At 45.9% G+C, this 17,020-nt stretch carries 12 protein-coding genes; 11 read left to right on the plus strand and 1 reads right to left on the minus strand.

Annotated features, from left to right (window positions below; all coding sequences use genetic code 11):
* Positions 1-453: 453 nt before the first annotated feature.
* The 9 genes from DW085_RS06260 (at position 454) to DW085_RS06300 (ending at position 11,271) form a co-directional block, all read left to right on the plus strand.
* On the plus strand, positions 454-906 hold the full coding sequence (locus DW085_RS06260; protein ID WP_270224273.1) for a TRAP transporter small permease subunit: 453 nt from the start codon (positions 454-456) through the stop codon (positions 904-906).
* On the plus strand, positions 899-2,194 hold the full coding sequence (locus DW085_RS06265) for a TRAP transporter large permease (RefSeq protein ID WP_118467911.1): 1,296 nt from the start codon (positions 899-901) through the stop codon (positions 2,192-2,194). Before DW085_RS06260 ends, DW085_RS06265 begins: the two co-directional genes overlap by 8 nt.
* A gap of 50 nt (positions 2,195-2,244) precedes the next feature.
* Positions 2,245-3,333: a TRAP transporter substrate-binding protein DctP gene (gene dctP / locus DW085_RS06270; protein ID WP_118467912.1), complete on the plus strand. Its 1,089-nt coding sequence runs from the start codon at positions 2,245-2,247 to the stop codon at positions 3,331-3,333.
* 128 nt (positions 3,334-3,461) lie between these two features.
* Positions 3,462-4,364 (plus strand): fructoselysine 6-kinase, encoded by a 903-nt coding sequence (locus tag DW085_RS06275; RefSeq protein ID WP_118467914.1) that lies wholly within the window; start codon positions 3,462-3,464, stop codon positions 4,362-4,364.
* 29 nt (positions 4,365-4,393) lie between these two features.
* A complete protein-coding gene (locus DW085_RS06280; protein ID WP_118467916.1) occupies positions 4,394-5,230 on the plus strand; it encodes a sugar phosphate isomerase/epimerase family protein in 837 nt (278 codons plus the stop codon).
* A 168-nt stretch (positions 5,231-5,398) separates the two neighbouring features.
* A complete protein-coding gene (locus DW085_RS06285; RefSeq protein WP_118467918.1) occupies positions 5,399-7,462 on the plus strand; it encodes a hydantoinase/oxoprolinase family protein in 2,064 nt (687 codons plus the stop codon).
* Between the two features lies 1 nt (position 7,463).
* Positions 7,464-9,242: a hydantoinase B/oxoprolinase family protein gene (locus DW085_RS06290; protein WP_118481819.1), complete on the plus strand. Its 1,779-nt coding sequence runs from the start codon at positions 7,464-7,466 to the stop codon at positions 9,240-9,242.
* A complete protein-coding gene (locus DW085_RS06295) occupies positions 9,239-10,237 on the plus strand; it encodes an SIS domain-containing protein (protein WP_118467921.1) in 999 nt (332 codons plus the stop codon). The genes DW085_RS06290 and DW085_RS06295 overlap by 4 nt, the downstream gene beginning before the upstream one ends.
* A 296-nt stretch (positions 10,238-10,533) precedes the next feature.
* Positions 10,534-11,271, plus strand: coding sequence for a GntR family transcriptional regulator (locus tag DW085_RS06300; protein WP_118467923.1), 738 nt, complete (start codon positions 10,534-10,536; stop codon positions 11,269-11,271).
* A gap of 246 nt (positions 11,272-11,517) precedes the next feature.
* On the opposite strand, the gene DW085_RS06305 is transcribed toward DW085_RS06300, so the two are convergent.
* Positions 11,518-12,546 carry a 3-deoxy-7-phosphoheptulonate synthase gene (locus DW085_RS06305; RefSeq protein WP_118472094.1) on the minus strand — a complete coding sequence of 343 codons (1,029 nt, stop codon included), beginning with the start codon at positions 12,544-12,546 and terminating at the stop codon, positions 11,518-11,520.
* A 547-nt stretch (positions 12,547-13,093) separates the two neighbouring features.
* Here DW085_RS06305 and DW085_RS06310 point away from each other — a divergent pair.
* Together DW085_RS06310 and DW085_RS06315 are read left to right on the plus strand one after the other, a co-directional pair.
* On the plus strand, positions 13,094-13,582 hold the full coding sequence (locus tag DW085_RS06310; protein ID WP_117796365.1) for a TRAP transporter small permease: 489 nt from the start codon (positions 13,094-13,096) through the stop codon (positions 13,580-13,582).
* Positions 13,583-16,945, plus strand: a complete 3,363-nt coding sequence (locus DW085_RS06315) for a TRAP transporter large permease subunit (RefSeq protein WP_118491866.1) — start codon at positions 13,583-13,585, stop codon at positions 16,943-16,945.
* The last annotated feature ends 75 nt before the right edge of the window (positions 16,946-17,020 follow it).

Consider the following 17,020-nt stretch of genomic DNA (forward strand, 5'->3'; position numbering starts at 1 on the left):
AGTGGAACTGCTCTCCAACGAAGGAGAGAGTTCCACTTTTTGCGTATAATAACGCAAATGAATCAAAAGTTGGCAAAATTTACAAAAAAGAAAGGAGAAAACCTATGATAATATAAAAAGCGACGATGAAAAATAAATTTATACTTGCAAAATGAATCAAAGTATGGTAAAAATAACATAACGATATATGATGTCTTTGAAGGTGTTATAATATAAGGGGATCTGGACGAGTATTTGAATGGATAGGTCGGCCAGAGCAGAGAAAACCAGGAACCCCTTATAGCACATGACATTATATGATAGAAATTAATTTTAAAGGAAGGAGAGTACGTATTCGCAGCAGCGAAGCGCGGCAATTAGAGTATGAAGAAAAGTATCTATTCAATTGGTAAGGCTATGGATAAAGCGAATAGTGTGGTGGAAGTATTTACCGGATACATGATATTCGCTTTTATGGCACTATTGTTCCTTCAGGTATTGATGCGTTTTATATTTAAGCACCCTATATACGGAATTGATGAATGTGTAACAGCGTTGATGATATGGTCCATGTGTCTTGGATGGTGTACCGTTTATTGGGACAATGGTCATGCAGTTCTGGAGTTTATCATGAACCGTATGCCAAAGGCATTTCGCAGAGGAATGTTTACATTTACGAACTTTTTGATTGTTGTGATAAGCTGGGTTTATATTCCGGCATCCTGGCAGCTGTTTCAGATGCAGAAGAAGATGCCTCCCGTTGGAGGACTTCCTATCAGCAAGGGTTATTACTATGCATTGCCGGTTCTGGTGATGGGAGTGATTATGCTGGTAATGTCTGCATATAAGGCAATCGCATTTGTAATTACCGGAGATGAATCCATCTGTGTACCGGTAGAAAAGGAAGGAGGCGGTCTTCTTGACTAATCTGGATCCCTATTTAGCCGTCTATTTTATCACCTTTGTGGTATTAATTCTTCTGGAAGTACCGATTGCATACGCAATGCTGGCTTCAGCGTTTGAATTCATTGTATTTAACCATCAATCATTTGTTATGTTTGCACAGAAAACAGCAAACTCCCTGGCTGATTTCAACATGCTGGCATTACCGGCATTCCTCTTTGTAGGATGCTTTATGAATGAAGTGGGACTAACGGACCGACTATTTGGAATGTTTGAAAAATGGATCGGTCATCTCCCGGGAGGACTTGCACATGCCAATGTATTATCTTCCATGGTATTTGCCGGAATGTCCGGTTCCGCTCTGGCAGATGCCGGAGGACTTGGAACCATTGAGGTAAGTGCGATGTCAAAAGCCGGATACGATCCAGACTTCTCAGTAGCAGTAACGGCAGCATCCGCAGGTATCGGACCGATTATTCCGCCGTCCATCAACTTCGTTGTCTGGGCATTCTTAAGCCAGACCTCCACACTGGCTATGTTCCAGGCTGGTATGGGACCGGGTGTCCTGATGGGCGTGGCCATGATGATCTGGATTCCGATTGCAGTGAAAACCCAGCACATTGCCTGCCCGCGGGCACCGAAGGCATCCTGGGGCGAGCGATTCCACTCTCTGTATACATCACTTCCGGCACTGGGTGGCCCGGCTATCCTGGTACTTGGCATTATGACCGGTATCTTTACTCCTACAGAGTGTTCCGTTGTAGCAGCTATGTATTGCGTCATCCTGGCTATCTGCTTAAAACGTTTCAGCTTTAAGATGCTGACAAAGGCATTAAAGGATACATTAGCCAGCGCGGGTATGTCCATGTGTCTGTGTGCAACCGGTCTTGTATTTAACTGGGTAATTGTAACCAGTGGTCTGATTGGTTTTATGACAACTCTTCTGATGTCCTTAGGAAATAAAATCATCATTCTTTTAGTATTAAATGCAATGTTATTATTCCTGGGCTGCTTTATTGGTTCCATGCAGATTTTGATTATGGTGGCACCGCTTCTTATGAATCTGGCAACGGCTCTTGGTATGAGCTATGTTCAGATGGGTGTTATGGCCGTACTGAATGTAACACTTGGATTAATCACTCCGCCGATGGCACCAGCGTTGTTTGTAACAGCGAAGGCGACCGGTAATAAATTTGAAACTGCACTGAAATATACGGTACAGTTTCTGATCCCGATGTTTATTACACTGATGATTACAACATTCTGGGAGCCGCTGACCATGTTCCTTCCGAGACTGTTAGGATCCATGTAAGAGTAAGAGATTAAGATAGTATAAAGTACACAATTTAAGGAGGAAAGTTTATGAAGAAAAAAATTGCACTTGTCCTGACGGCAGCCATGGCAGTAGGCACATTAGCAGGCTGTGGATCGTCCACTGCACAGACAACCACATCGGAGCAGGCCTCCGCACAGACCACCGATAAGACTGAAGGAGGAGCTGATACAGTAGAAACAAAACCGGCTCCGGCTGGAGCTAAGGTTGTCAAATTCGGTAACTCCGGAGCCATCGGAGAGCCGGCACCGCAGTCCTGTGAAGAGTTCTGTGATCTGGTAAATGATAAGATCGGTGACAGATATTACTTTGAGTTTTATCCCGCAGAGCAGCTTGGCAATGAGACCACGATGCTGGAGAACCTTCAGGTAGGACTGCAGGAGGGCATGATGTGTGCCTTAGATACCCTGGCAACTTATGAATCTGATTTAAACATTCTTTCCATGGCATTTGCATTTAACAATTACGATTCCATGATTAATTACTTAAAGAGTGATGTGGCAGATCCAATCTGGGAGAGCCTGGATAATCAGGGAATTCACGTAGTAAACTTCGAATTCCAGAAGAATCCGCGTATCTTCTTTGCAAACAAAGAGATCAAGAGCCCGAAAGATATGGTTGGCATGAAATATCGTATTCCGAACCTTCCGATCTTTGAGAAAAATGCGAGAGCGATGGGAGCAACACCGGTTGTAGTTGCCTGGTCCGAATATCCATTTGCTTTAATGCAGGGCGTAGTTGACGGTGGTGAGTGTTCGAAAGACTCCTATCGTTCTGCAGGCCTCTATGAGTCTGCAAAATATGTAGCAGATGTGGATTACGCATATCCGGTTGAGCAGATCTGCTTCTCCACTCAGTTCTGGAACAGCTTATCGGAAGAAGATCAGAAAGTAATTTCTGATGCAGCAGCACAGGTAGCTTCTCATCATTCTGAAAGAACTCTCGACAAGTGGGAGGAAGATAAAGAGTGGTTAATTAACGAAGGCGGCGTAACATTCTGTGACATTGATCGCCAGGCATTTATTGATGCAGCAGAACCGTTAGGAAAAGAGCTTCAGGATGAAGGCTTCTTTACAACCAAGGATCTTTATGATCAGACTCGTCAGTTTAATAAATAAGTAAAATTTAAATTAAGAATAATGCTGCCGCTTGGGACAGAACTGCCAGGGAATGGCGGCCTCTTCCAGGCGGCCGCTTTTCGTTTCAAAACAAATTCAATCGATAAAAATACAGGAGGAAACAGAAAATGCTGAAAGTATTAGGTCTTGGAGATAATGTGTGTGATGTATATCTGCATACCGGAACCATGTATCCGGGTGGTCAGGCAGTAAATTTTGCGGTATATGCAAGAATGCTGGGAGCAGAATCGGATTTTATGGGAGTATTTGGAAAGGATGCAGTAGCGGATCACGTGCAGGCATCTTTAGATGCACACGGAGTCGGACACAGTCATTGCCGCATCTATGAAGGAGAAAATGGCTTTGCCAGAGTAACCCTTGTAGATGGAGATCGTGTATTTAAAGGAAGCAATAAAGGTGGTGTTCTGCAGCAGCATCCAATTTATCTGGAAAAAGAGGATTTGGAATATGCGGATGGTTTTAATTTGATTCATACAACCAACAATGGGTTTACCGATGGGCTGCTTCCAGCCCTGCATGGACTTTCTCCCTTGGTAAGCTATGATTTTTCGTATCGCTGGAATGAGGAAGACAGGGTGGAACGTGTATGCCCATATATTGATTTTGCATTTCTATCCTGTAGTGATCTGAATGATGAGGAGACAGAAAAACTGTGCCGGAAGCTGTATGAAAAGGGATGCAGTGTGGTGACAGCTACCCGTGGAAGTAAGGGAGCAACGGTTTTTGATGGGGAGCGGTTTTATTGCCAGCTGCCGGATTATGTCACTCCGGTGGATACCATGGGAGCCGGAGACAGCTTTGCCACTGCTATGCTGATTACCATCTTGAAAAAGCTGGAAACACAACCGGAGGGAAGCTGGAAAAACAGTGAGATAAGGGCAGAGATACTTCCGGAGGCATTGAAAGCGGCAGCTGTATTTTCAGCAGGAACCTGCTTGAAGAATGGTGCCTTTGGAGACGGTGTGCCGGTACCGAAGTCTGAGCATGACCGGATTTACAGAGAATTATAAAAACAAAAATAAAAAAGGAAGTGAGGGTCATGGTGCAGATATCAAAGGAACGATTTGCACTGGGGAGCTATCAGTATCTGCGGTATCCGTTCGAGTACTTTCTGGATACGGCTGTTTTACTGGGAATGCAAAATGTGGAACTCTGGGCAGCAGGTCCGTCCTTCTGTCTGGATACGATGGACGAAGCGCAGCTGAAAGAAAAAGCTGCTCAGATTCGGAGCCGTGAGCTTTCAGTATGCTGTATCACGCCGGAGCAATGCCAGTATCCGGTCAATCTGGCAGCAGAAGATGAAAAAATACGTGAATATAGCATACGCAATTTTGAACGTGCATTTTATGCAGCAGAAATATTGAACTGCCCAAAGGTGTTGGTTTCAGCTGGATGCGGTTATTTCAACAAACCAGTGGAGGATGCGTGGAAGCGGAGCGAAGAGAGCCTGCATCGTTTGTCAGAAAAGGCTCAGAAAATGGGTATTTTACTTGTGCTGGAGACATTGACACCTCTGTCTTCGAACGTGCTGAACACGCCGGAGCAGCAGAAAGAGATGATTTCCCTTATGCCTTCAGGAAGCATGAAGCCTATGCTGGATATAGGACAAATGGTTTATATGGACCAGAAGATAGAACGTTACTTAGCCCATGGAGCAGAATTATCACATATTCATCTCCATGATTCCCACCCGGCGGTTCACATGGCCCTTGGGGATGGGGATCTTCCCATCTGTGAATATCTGGATATTCTTGAATCAGCTGGATATAAGGGAATGTATGCGCTGGAGCAGAATGATCCGAGGTATCGCTCTAATCCAAGGCAGGCAGATATACAGAGCATAAGGTGGCTCAAAAAGCATGGAATTTTTGATTGAAAAAGTATTGACAAATGACGGAAAGAAGAGTATGTTATCAGTAAAGGAGATATGACGTTATATAACAATATAAACTGTATGATGTCAATATCCTGAAAAGTCCGGATGGGTAAACGACCATACCCGGAAGGTGCAGCTTGAAAAATACACTACATAGGAGGAAATACTATGTCATATATGATTGGCGTAGACGTTGGAGGAACGTTTACAGATTTTTCTGTTTTTAATCAGGAAACAGGTGAGTTGTTCAATTACAAGGATAGTTCCACACCGGCGGATCCGTCCAGAGCAATTGTAAAGGGCGTTCAGGATGTATTAGAGATTAAGAAAGCAGCTCCGGAAGAAGTTAGTTATCTGGCACACGGTACAACCGTAGGAACGAACGCATTAATCGAGAAGAAAGGTTGCCGCCTTGGCCTTATTACTACCAAAGGATTTAAGGATCTGATGGAAATCGGAACCCAGAGACGTCCTTCTCTTTACAATCTTCAGGCACAGAAACCGTATCCACTGGTTCCGTCCGGTTTAAACTGTACGGTAACAGAGAGAATCCGTTACGACGGAAGTGTTGAGACTCCGCTGGATGAGAACGAAACAAGAGAGGTCGTTCGATACTTAAAAGCACAGGGTGTGACAGCAATTGCAGTTTGTACTTTGTTCTCATTCATTAATCCGGTTCATGAAGAAAGAATTGAAGAGATCATTCATGAAGAGTTCCCGGAAGCATACGTTACGATTTCCAGTAAACTGGCACCGGAGTTCCGTGAGTTCAGCCGTATGAGTACAACGGTTATGAATAGTTATCTGGGACCGGTTATGGAAAAATATGTAAATAATTTCCGTGATTCCATTGCGAAGCTTGGTATTCAGGTAGAGCCCTATGTAACCCAGTCCAATGGTTCCATCATTTCAATAAAAGAAACCATCGACTGCCCGATTAAGACAGCATTGTCCGGACCGAGTGCCGGTGTTATCGCAGCTGCATATATTGGCAAACAGTGCGAAGCAGACAAGATTATTACCTTTGATATGGGTGGTACCAGCGCAGATATTTCCTTAATTGAAAATTATACACCGCAGGTATCGAATGAGCGTTATGTAGAAGGATATCCGGCCAGAATCCCGATGATTAATATTATTACCATCGGTGCCGGCGGCGGTTCCATTGCAAAGATTGATGAAGGCGGTGCCTTAAAGGTAGGACCTAAGAGTGCGGGTGCAACACCTGGACCGGCCTGCTATATGCGCGGCGGTGAGAATCCTTGCGTAACAGATGCCAATATTGTTCTTGGCAAGCTGAATCAGAAGAAGATTCTTGGCGGCAGAATGTATGTAGATATTGAACTGGCTAAAAACGCTGTCAAGACAAAAATTTGTGATAAATCCAATCTGGATATGAAACGTGCAGCGAACGGTATTATCACAGTCGTAAATTCCAACATGGTTCGTGCAATCCGAAGCGTATCCGTAGAAAAGGGATATGATGTCCGCGAATTTAGCCTGATGGCATTCGGAGGCGCCGGCCCGCTTCATGCATGCGAGGTGGCAAAAGAACTGGGAATGAAGGAAGTATTGATTCCGCCGCATCCAGGTACTCTTTGTAGTCTCGGACTTCTTCTGGCAGATACAAAATTCGACTTATCCAGAACTAAGATCATGAATGGTGAAGCCGGAAACTTAGATGACATCAATGAGCAGTTTGATAACATGGTAGAGCAGGGAACCGGTCTTCTGGATAAAGAAGGTGTTCCGGCAGACAGACGTTACTTTGAATTTGCCGTTGATATGCGTTATCAGCGTCAGAACTTTGAGATCAGCATTCCGGTTCCGGCAGGAAAGATGACGGAAGAGACTTTGAAGAAAGCACTGGCTGATTTCCATGCAGAGCATAAGAGAAGCTACGGCTATTGCAAAGAAGATGCGATTGTACAGTTTGTAAGTTATCGTGTATCCGCTATCGGCGTTATCGATAAACCGGACCTGAAAGCAGCAGAGCTTCATCCGGAGGCACCGATTCCAGAACCGATCGAAGTTCGTCAGGTTCTGTTCCAGAACAGTGATGAGTATGTTGAAACACCGGTCTATTTAAGAGATAAATTTGTTCCGGGTCAGTCGATTCCTGGTCCGTGCATCTGCGAACAGATGGATACTACGTTAGTGGTTCCGAAAGGATGGGTCATCCACGTAGATGGATATCACAACTTAAAGATTCATGATGAGGAGGCGAAGTAAGATGGCAAAACAGATTGATACCGTAACAGTTGAGGTTGTCCGCAATCTTCTGATGTCCATTGCTGAGGAGACTTATGGAATCATTGTCCGCAGTGCATATTCTACTAATATGAAGGAACGTCGCGACGTGTGTACTGCAGTAATCGATCCGGATGGAAATAGTGTTGCCCAGGTGGAAAGTTTAGCTGCACTTTTAGGCTCAATGCTGAGTGTAGTTCCTAATATTTATGAAAAATTTGGAAAGGAAAATGTTCAGCCAGGCGATATGTATATTGCCAATGACCCGTATCATGGCGGCGGCAATCATCTGCCGGATATCGTAATCGCAGCACCGGCCTTTGTGGGAGATAAACTGGTTGGCTGGATTGCCAATATTGCGCATCATTCAGATATCGGTGGTAAGGTACCTGGTTCTACCTCCGGAGATGCAGATAGCTTATTCCAGGAAGGTATTCGAATTCCGGTAATCCGTATCCGCCAGAATGGAAAACTGATTCCGAGTGTTATGGACCTTCTTCTTGATAATACCAGAGTTCCACAGGAAAGAGAGGGCGACCTGACCGCACAGATGTCAGCAAACCTGATCGGTGTACAGAGAATTCAGGAAGCTTATGCCCGTTATCAGGACGATTTGATTGAGTGCATGAAAGAGCTGGTAGGCTATTCGGAGCGCCGTGTCCGTGCAGTCGTTGCAGAACTTCCGGATGGAGAATACAGCTATACCGATTATGTGGATGGCTGCGGCGACAAATATCCGGATCCGCTTCCGATTAAAGTGAAAATTACCATTAAGGGTGATGACCTGACAATTGATTTTACAGGAACCGCTGAGCAGATTAAAGCACCGATCAATGTGCCGTACCCTTGTACGAAAGCAGCCGTATTCTTCTCCATTAAGGCATTAATGGGAGATGATATCCCAGCCAATGAGGGAATTAACCGTGCGATTAAGATCATTGCACCGAAGGGCTGTATCGTTAATCCAACAGAACCAAGTCCGATTGGTGCACAGATTGACTGCCAGCAGCGAATCCCGGATGCCATTTTCGGAGCATTGGCACCAATCTTCCCGGATACCGTCGTAACGGCTGGTAATGGTGCTTGTACCACCACCATCTTAGCAGGTGAAGGTGCAATCGGAACAGACAGTGTGTTTATTTTCCACGAGGTTATTGCCGGAGGCGGCGGTGCTTCGAAGGGATTAGATGGTTTATCTGGTGTTCAGGTAAACATGACCAATACCTCTAATATGCCGATTGAGGCAACCGAGATGGAGTTCACAAAGATTCTTGCCAGAAAATATGAACTGAAGGAAGATACAGGCGGTGCCGGCCAGTTTAGAGGCGGCCTTGGTATCGAGCGTGAGTTAGAGATGATGCAGGATGATGTGGCATATACCGGATTAGGTGATCGTCATAAATTCCATCCATGGGGATTAGATGGCGGTAAAGAAGGCGCTGCCGGTGCATTCTACCGTGTAACTCCGGATGGAACTATCACAAAAATGGGACACAAGACAACCAGTTTTCCGTTAAAGAAGGGCGATATCATCCGGGTTGAAACTCCTGGTGCAGGCGGATATGGTGATCCGATGAAGCGTGAGCCGGAAAAGGTATTAAAGGATGTCATTGAGAAAAAGGTGTCTGTAGAGGCAGCGAAAAAAGATTATGGTGTGGTTGTTGTATCAGATGGAGTTCATTATCAGGTAGACGAACAGGCAACCAAAGCCTCAGAGGATAAGATACGGCAAAACGTAAGAAAGAGAGGATTAATTCTATGATTAAAGGTATGCAGGAAGTCATCGATGTGATGACAAAAGCCAAAGCAGATCTGGATAAAAATGGCGGATTAAAACAGGTTATTTTCGTGGCTTGCGGAGGATCCTTTGCATCCTCTTATCCGGCACGGTTTCTGTTAAATCAGGAGAGCTCTCTGCGTGTTCAGGGATATAACAGCAGTGAGTTCGTGAATGCAACTCCGAAGAATGTAGATAAGAATACACTTGTGATTGGAACCTCCACTAAGGCAACGGCAGAAACCGTGGAAGCATTAAAGGTGGCAAAAGAAAAAGGCGCCGTTACGGTTGGTTTATCCGGATATGCAGATTCTCTGACAGCGCAGACGGCTGATTATTATATTACCTACTATCATGCAGATGAGTGGTATAAGGATCCAACCTTAGTTCATTACAACAGCCAGGGCACGGCGTTAAAGATTGCGTTCTGGCTCTTAAAAGAATATGACAATTATGAGGCATATGATCAGGCTCTGGAAGGATTCGAGAAGCTGGAAACAATTTACGGAAAAGCATATACAGATGTGCGTGCGGAGGCAGCTAAATTTGCCATGACCTACAAAGATGATACTGTATGGAATGTAATGTCAAGTGGTGCAGCCTGGGAGGTATCCTATTCAGATGCATTCTGCTTCTTTCAGGAGATGCAGACCGTACACTGTGTTCCGATTCATTCTGGTGAATATTTCCACGGTGCTTTTGAGACCTGTGACAAGGATCTTGCCATCCTTCTGTTCAAGAGCATTGGACGAACAAGACCGGTAGATGAGAGAGCAGAACGCTTCTTAAATCAGTTTGGCGGTCATCATTGGGTTATCGATGCAGAGAAGCTTGGCTTAGGCGAACTGGATGAGAGTGTTGCAGAATACTTCAATTCACTTCTGTTCCATCCGATTTCCAAGCAGTTTATTTCAGCAATGGCAGATGTGAGAATGCATCCGATGACATATCGCCGGTATATGTGGAAATTTGATTATTAAGGATTGAAGTAACCACATGAGCAAAACAGAAGCTGCAAAGCAGCGGTTTTTCGAATGGAGTTCTGAATAGTTACAAAAATATAATATAAAAGCAGGCCTGCAACCTTGTAGTTGTTGTGGGCCTGCTTTTTTCTTTTTTATACCGAGTAAAAAAAATACAATTTCTTTGTTAAAATAACGAAAAAAGCTTGTAATGGAACAATACAAATAGTATGATAGTGTATATAACATTATATATCATTTTGACTATATAGATGTAGGGCTCAATTATTATAAAGAATGAAAAGGAGAAGGGTATGGAGATAAATACAAATCCAAACAGCATAGTTCCATTATATGCACAGATTGTGGAGAGTTTGAAACGAGATATTGAGAATGGGGTTTATAATGCAACGGAACGAATTCCGGCAGAGGCAGAGTTAGCAAAACAGTACAATGTGAGCCGGATCACAGTTCGGCGTGCAGTGGATGATCTGGTGAGCCAGGGCCTTGTGGAAAAGAAGCAGGGAAAAGGAACCTTCATCTGCCGACAGAAATTCGCGAAGGATATAAAAAATCTCCAGAGCTTTTCAGAAATGTGCCGTCATATGAATATGAAGCCTGGAGGACAGATGCTTGAAAACAAGCTGGTTCTGGCAGATGACAAGATTCAAAAACAGTTAAATCTGGAACCTGGATCCTATGTGGTTTATATTTCGCGTCTGCGTACAGCGGATGGGGAACCGGTAGCCATTGAGAAGAATTACTTTCCGGTAAAATATTCCTTCCTTCTGGAAAAGCAGTTTAATGATAATTCTCTGTTTGAGTGCCTGCAGGAAGAGGCCAAGGTAAGAGTTGCTTCCTCAGAGAAGCGGATTGAATTATGCCGAGCCACGGCCGAAGAAGCAAAACTGATGAAAGTTAAGAAGGGAACACCGCTTCTTTATATTAAGAGTGTGACATATACATATGATAGAGAGCCTCTGTATGCAGGAGTACAGCTTTTTAATGGCGAAACCTGTTCTTTTTATGTATGTGAATCAATTGAACAATAAACCTAATATTCATTAATGCAGAAAATCAGATTTTTATTGCATCGAAATGGTGAATCTTAAGAATTTCTTCATAATTTATTTAAAGAGAATACAAACATTTTGGAGATAGGCATGATATACTATAACCATAATAAATGCATGATACAAAAGATTTAATCCTTTAACCTTTTTGAAATCCGAATTCCTAACGAAAAAAAGTCCGGCGGAGCTTTTCCACCGGACTTTTTTTCTGCATATTTCTATATTTTACAATCCTTCAGCCATTTCATACAGCAGACGCTCGGAATCATCCCATCCCAGACACGGGTCGGTGATGGATTTTCCGTAGATGTGTTCGCCAACTTTCTGGTTGCCTGGTTCGATGTAGCTTTCGATCATGACGCCTTTGACGAAATTACGGATATCGTCGGAGTGACGACGGCTGTGGAGTACTTCCTTGACGATACGGATCTGCTCCATGTATTTTTTGTTGGAGTTGGAGTGGTTTGCATCGATGATGCAGGCCGGATTCTTCAGATCACGCTCGTTGTAGAGGTCTAAGAGCAGCTTCAGGTCTTCGTAGTGGTAGTTCGGCAGGCACTGGTCATGCTTGTTGACAGCACCACGCAGGATGGTGTGGGTCAGCGGGTTGCCCTGTGTCTTTACTTCCCAGCTGCGGTAGATGAACTCATGACCGTGCTGTGCTGCGTGTACGGCGTTCAGCATGACGGAGAGTGCGCCGCTGGTCGGATTCTTCATGCCGACCGGTACGTCGATGCCGCTGGCAACGAGGCGGTGCTGCTGGTTCTCAACGGAACGTGCGCCGACTGCAACATAGGACATAACGTCGGAAAGGTAGGTCAGGTTCTCCGGGTATAGCATCTCGTCTGCGGTCGAGAAGCCGGTTTCTTCGATCACACGCATGTGAAGTTTGCGAATCGCGATCAGACCCTGGTATAAGTTTGGCTTACCTTCCGGATTTGGCTGGTGTAAAAGTCCCTTATAGCCGTCACCGGTTGTTCTAGGTTTGTTGGTGTAGATTCTAGGAACCAGAATCAGTTTGTCCTTCACTTTCTCCTGTACCTTGGCAAGACGGTTTACATAATCAATAACCGCATCTTCCCGGTCAGCAGAGCACGGACCAATGATGACAAGAAACTTGTCGCTGTCGCCTGTAAAGACGTCACGGATAGCAGCGTCCTTTCGAGCTTTTTCTGCGGCCAGCTCCGGTGCCAGTGGAAACTGTGCACGAATCTCGTCCGGGGTCGGCAGCTTGCTGACATATTCAAATCCCATGAGTTTTATCCTCCTGTATTGTCCAAAAGATTTTCACACTTTAAAGCGTATGATGTTTATTATAGTATAGAAAAATTAAATCATCAATAGGTTGAGGGAAAGAATTTTATTTCTTTTATGCTATTTTTACGCAGCTTTTATAAAATAGACCGTAGTCTATAAAAACGGTTGACGTATGTATAAAAAAAGTGTAAAATATATTCCATATCAGCAATATTTAATTTTAGTTTGATATAGTTCCATATGAAAACGGAACCGTTCATGCCTCGATTGACTGAGAGCAAGGGCGCGGCGGTCACTGTTTTTGTACGAATCCCGCACAAGCGGGAGCAGCGTTTGTTTGTTTGGTGCTGCATATGTTTGCGTGTTTTCCGAGAAAAACAGAACATTTAGCAGAAATCTGGCACTTCATTCGTCCCTATTATCTGGGGGCGTTTTTTTATGCCTTAGGAAATTGTGTCCTATGACACAAAAACGTTCAGATGAATGCGTACAGCCGACAGAAATGTGGAAAAATGAGATACTTATTTTAGGAGGAGAGCGCAGTATGAATGGATATAAAAAGCTGATGGATATTGTGGCGATGGTTGAGAAAACCGTGCTGGTAGTCACGATGCTCCTGATCCTTGTGCTGACGGTGGGAAATGTATTTTCCCGTAAGGTGATTCACCAGTCCTGGTCCTTTACAGAGGAGCTGGTTGTTGCTATTTTCGTATTAATTACGCTGCTTGGCGCGGCGCTGTCTGCGCGTGAGGGCGGATTGGTAGGCTTAAATCTGGTAACAGAGCGTCTGCCGAAATCAGCAAAGAAGCCGGTTGTAATTCTGATTACGATCTTTTCGGTTCTCTTTATGGGAATCTTATTTTACTATGGCATGGACAAGGTACTGGCGCAGCTTGCGAACCAGAAACGTACCTTTGTGCTGAATTGGCCGGAGTGGATCTTCTGGTCCTTTGTACCGATCGGTTCGGCGTGCATGATTCTTCATTTTATCGAGTTCTGTCTCGATGAGTGTACGAAAAAGGAGGACAAATAAATGGTTAGCGCAGTTCTTTTTATTACCTTTTTCGTATTATTAGTGCTGAATGTGCCGATCTCCGTCTGTCTGGGACTTTCTTCCGCGGCGGCGATCCTGTATTCCGGTACTTCTTTAACGATTGTCGCGACGAATATTTACTCCGGCATCAGTAAATTTCTGCTGCTGGCGATTCCGTTTTTCGTATTATCCGGAAATATCATGGCGAAGGCGGGGATTTCCACGCGCCTGATCCGTTTCGTTGACACATGTGTCGGTCACAGAAAAGGCGGCATTGCGAATGTGTGTATCATCGTAGCCTGCTTCTTCGGCGCGATCTCCGGTTCCGGTCCGGCGACGGTAGCGGCCCTGGGTGCGGTCCTGATTCCGGCGATGGTAGAGCGGGGCGGTTTCTCCGCAGCCTTCTCGACGGCATTAATGGCAACTTCCAGTTCCATCGCGATCGTCATCCCGCCGAGTATCGCGTTTGTCGTATACGCGTCGATCACAGGTGTTTCCATCGGAGATATGTTTATGGCAGGCATCATCCCGGGTATCCTGATGGGTCTGGCTCTGGTAGTTGTCGTTATGCTGGAGGTACGCCGCAATCATGTCGTGCCGTCCAACGTAGAGAAGGCATCCGCAAAAGAGCGCTGGAACGCATTTAAGGATGCATTCTGGGGATTTTTGATGCCGGTCATCATTCTGGGCGGTATCTACGGAGGCATCTTTACACCGACCGAGGCGGCAGCCGTATCCGTTGTGTACGGTCTGTTTGTCGGCATGGTTATTTATAAGGAAGTAAAATTTAAAGACCTGTGGGAAATTCTGATTGATTCGGCAAAGACCACCGGCGGCATCATGCTGATCGTAGCGTGTGCGTCGCTGTTCTCCTTTGTCTGCACCCGTTTCGGTATTTCGACGGCTGCTTCCGAACTGTTAGCAAGAGTGGCAGGCAACCAGTTTACTTTCCTGCTGATTTGTAACATTATTTTCCTGATCGCGGGCTGCTTTATTGATGCAAATTCTGCGATGTACATTTTCATCCCGATCATGCTGCCGGTCTGCAAGGCACTGGGCTACAACGTGATCGCATTTGGTATCATGGCAACGGTCAACCTGGCAATTGGTCAGGTAACACCTCCGGTCGGTGTCAACCTGTTTGTCGCGATCGGCATCAAATTAAGAGACGGTATCCGCGTAACGCTGCAGGAGATTTCCAGGGCAGTCGTTCCGATGGCAGCCGCTTCCATTGTTGTTTTACTGATAATTACTTATATTCCGCAGATTTCGACCTGTCTGCCGGCGGCACTGGGAAGTGCGGCAGCCATTGAAAATGGCGAGACAGCCGGAGGCGACAGCGGAACCACCCAGACAGACAATGACGATTTCAACACGATCGGCGATTACAGCGATCTGGATTGGGCGGATATGACCTGGAACTTTACGTGTTCCACAACCGAGACAAGCACCTGGGCACAGGCGGGACGCAAGTTTGGCGATCTCATGGAGCAGGCGACCAGCGGCAAGGTAAAAGTAGATGTTTACGCAGCCGATCAGCTGACCGGTGGAAACCAGTCTGAGGGCATCCAGGCACTGATGAACGGCGATCCGGTGCAGATTTCGATGCACAGCAACCTGATTTATTCGGCATTTGACCCGCGGTTCAATGTGGTATCACTGCCGTATCTGTTTGATTCTGTTGAGACAGCGGATGCAGTCTTAGATGGTCCGGCGGGCGACAAGCTGGTTGAGATCCTGGAAAGCTATGACCTGCATTGTATGGGTATGGCGGAGAATGGTTTCCGTCAGCTGACCAACAGCGAACATCCGGTTCGTTCCGTGGAAGATATGAAGAACCTGAAACTGCGTGTGGCTGGTTCGAACCTTCTGATGAAGTGCTATGAGTTGTGGGGCGCAGATGCGACCAATATGAACTGGTCCGAGACGTATACGGCGCTGCAGCAGGGCACGGTAGACGGGCAGGAGAACCCGCTTCCGGCGATTGACGCGGCGAGTGTACAGGAAGTACAGAAATATGTTTCCCTGTGGAACGCAAACTATGACTGCCTGTTCTTCTGCATCAATCAGAAGCTGTATGACAGCCTGACGCCGGAGCAGCAGGCTGTTGTTGATGAGGCAGGCCGTAAGGCAGTTGCTTACGAGCGTGAGATCAACCGTGCAGGCGATGAGGAGATTCTGGATCGCTGGCAGACTAAGAACGGTGTGGAAGTGCTGAAATATGAGGATCTCGACATCGAATCCTTTAAGAAAGCAGCTGAGCCGGTAACGGAATGGTTTATCGGAGAACTGAAAACCCAGGGCTTTGATGATGCAGAGGATCTGGTAAACACCTTTACTGAAAATGCGGCTAGTGCAGTTAAGACGGCGGGCATTGAAAATTCTTCGACCTATCAGGTGGAAGATCACAGTGACCTAAACTGGCCGGAAATGACCTGGAACTTTACGTGTTCCACGACAGAAACCAGTACCTGGGCACAGGCAGGACGCAAGTTTGGTGAGCTGATGGATCAGGCAACGGGCGGCAAGGTAAAAGTAGATGTTTACGCAGCGGATCAGCTGACTGGTGGAAACCAGTCCGAGGGCATCCAGGCGCTGATGAACGGAGATCCGGTGCAGATTTCGATGCACAGCAACTTGATTTATTCAGCATTTGACCCGCGTTTCAACGTGGTATCGCTGCCGTATCTGTTTGATTCGGTGGAGGACGCCGACGCGAAGCTGGACGGCGAGGCAGGTCAGAAGATGGATGAGATTCTTTCTTCCTATGACCTGCATTGTATGGGTATGGCGGAAAATGGTTTCCGTCAGCTCACTAACGGCGTGCGCCCGGTTCGTTCCGTGGAAGATATGAAGAACCTGAAAGTGCGTGTGGCTGGTTCAAATCTTCTGATGAAGTGCTACGAGCTGTGGGGCGCAGATGCGACCAACATGAACTGGTCCGAGACTTACACGGCGTTGCAGCAGGGGACGGTAGACGGACAGGAGAACCCGCTTCCGGCGATTGATGCGGCAAGCGTACAGGAAGTACAGAAATACGTTTCCATGTGGAATGCAAACTATGACTGCCTGTTCTTCTGCATCAACCAGGATATTTACGACAGCCTGACACCGGAGCAGCAGGAGGTAGTCGATGAGTGCGGCAAACTTGCCGTTCAGTACGAGCGCGAGATCAACCGTGCAGGCGACGATGAGATCCTCTCCAGATGGCAGTCCAAGAATGGCGTCGAGGTCATCTCGTATGAGGATCTGGATATCGATTCTTTCAAGGCGATTGTAGAACCGGTAACCGAGTGGTATATCGGGGAACTGAAAAAACAGGGTTATAAGGATGCGGAAGAGCTGGTTGCGGCATTCAAATAGAAAAATTAGAAGTTTGAAGTTTGGTAAAAATTGAATTGTTGATTTTGGTTTTCTGGCGGTTCTGGTCCTTGGGAT

Origin of the sequence: Clostridium sp. AF50-3, from assembly GCF_003477445.1 — a bacterium.
Lineage (GTDB): Bacteria > Bacillota > Clostridia > Lachnospirales > Lachnospiraceae > Otoolea > Otoolea fessa.

What these genes read in the sequence shown, in the direction of transcription:
- DW085_RS06260 (WP_270224273.1), top strand. Translation starts at nt 454, where the DNA reads ATGGCACTATTGTTCCTTCAGGTATTGATGCGTTTTATATTTAAGCAC.
- dctP (WP_118467912.1), top strand. Translation starts at nt 2,245, where the DNA reads ATGAAGAAAAAAATTGCACTTGTCCTGACGGCAGCCATGGCAGTAGGC.
- DW085_RS06275 (WP_118467914.1), top strand. Translation starts at nt 3,462, where the DNA reads ATGCTGAAAGTATTAGGTCTTGGAGATAATGTGTGTGATGTATATCTG.
- DW085_RS06280 (WP_118467916.1), top strand. Translation starts at nt 4,394, where the DNA reads ATGGTGCAGATATCAAAGGAACGATTTGCACTGGGGAGCTATCAGTAT.
- DW085_RS06285 (WP_118467918.1), top strand. Translation starts at nt 5,399, where the DNA reads ATGTCATATATGATTGGCGTAGACGTTGGAGGAACGTTTACAGATTTT.
- DW085_RS06290 (WP_118481819.1), top strand. Translation starts at nt 7,464, where the DNA reads ATGGCAAAACAGATTGATACCGTAACAGTTGAGGTTGTCCGCAATCTT.
- DW085_RS06295 (WP_118467921.1), top strand. Translation starts at nt 9,239, where the DNA reads ATGATTAAAGGTATGCAGGAAGTCATCGATGTGATGACAAAAGCCAAA.
- DW085_RS06300 (WP_118467923.1), top strand. Translation starts at nt 10,534, where the DNA reads ATGGAGATAAATACAAATCCAAACAGCATAGTTCCATTATATGCACAG.
- DW085_RS06305 (WP_118472094.1), bottom strand. Translation starts at nt 12,546, where the DNA reads ATGGGATTTGAATATGTCAGCAAGCTGCCGACCCCGGACGAGATTCGT.
- DW085_RS06310 (WP_117796365.1), top strand. Translation starts at nt 13,094, where the DNA reads ATGAATGGATATAAAAAGCTGATGGATATTGTGGCGATGGTTGAGAAA.
- DW085_RS06315 (WP_118491866.1), top strand. Translation starts at nt 13,583, where the DNA reads ATGGTTAGCGCAGTTCTTTTTATTACCTTTTTCGTATTATTAGTGCTG.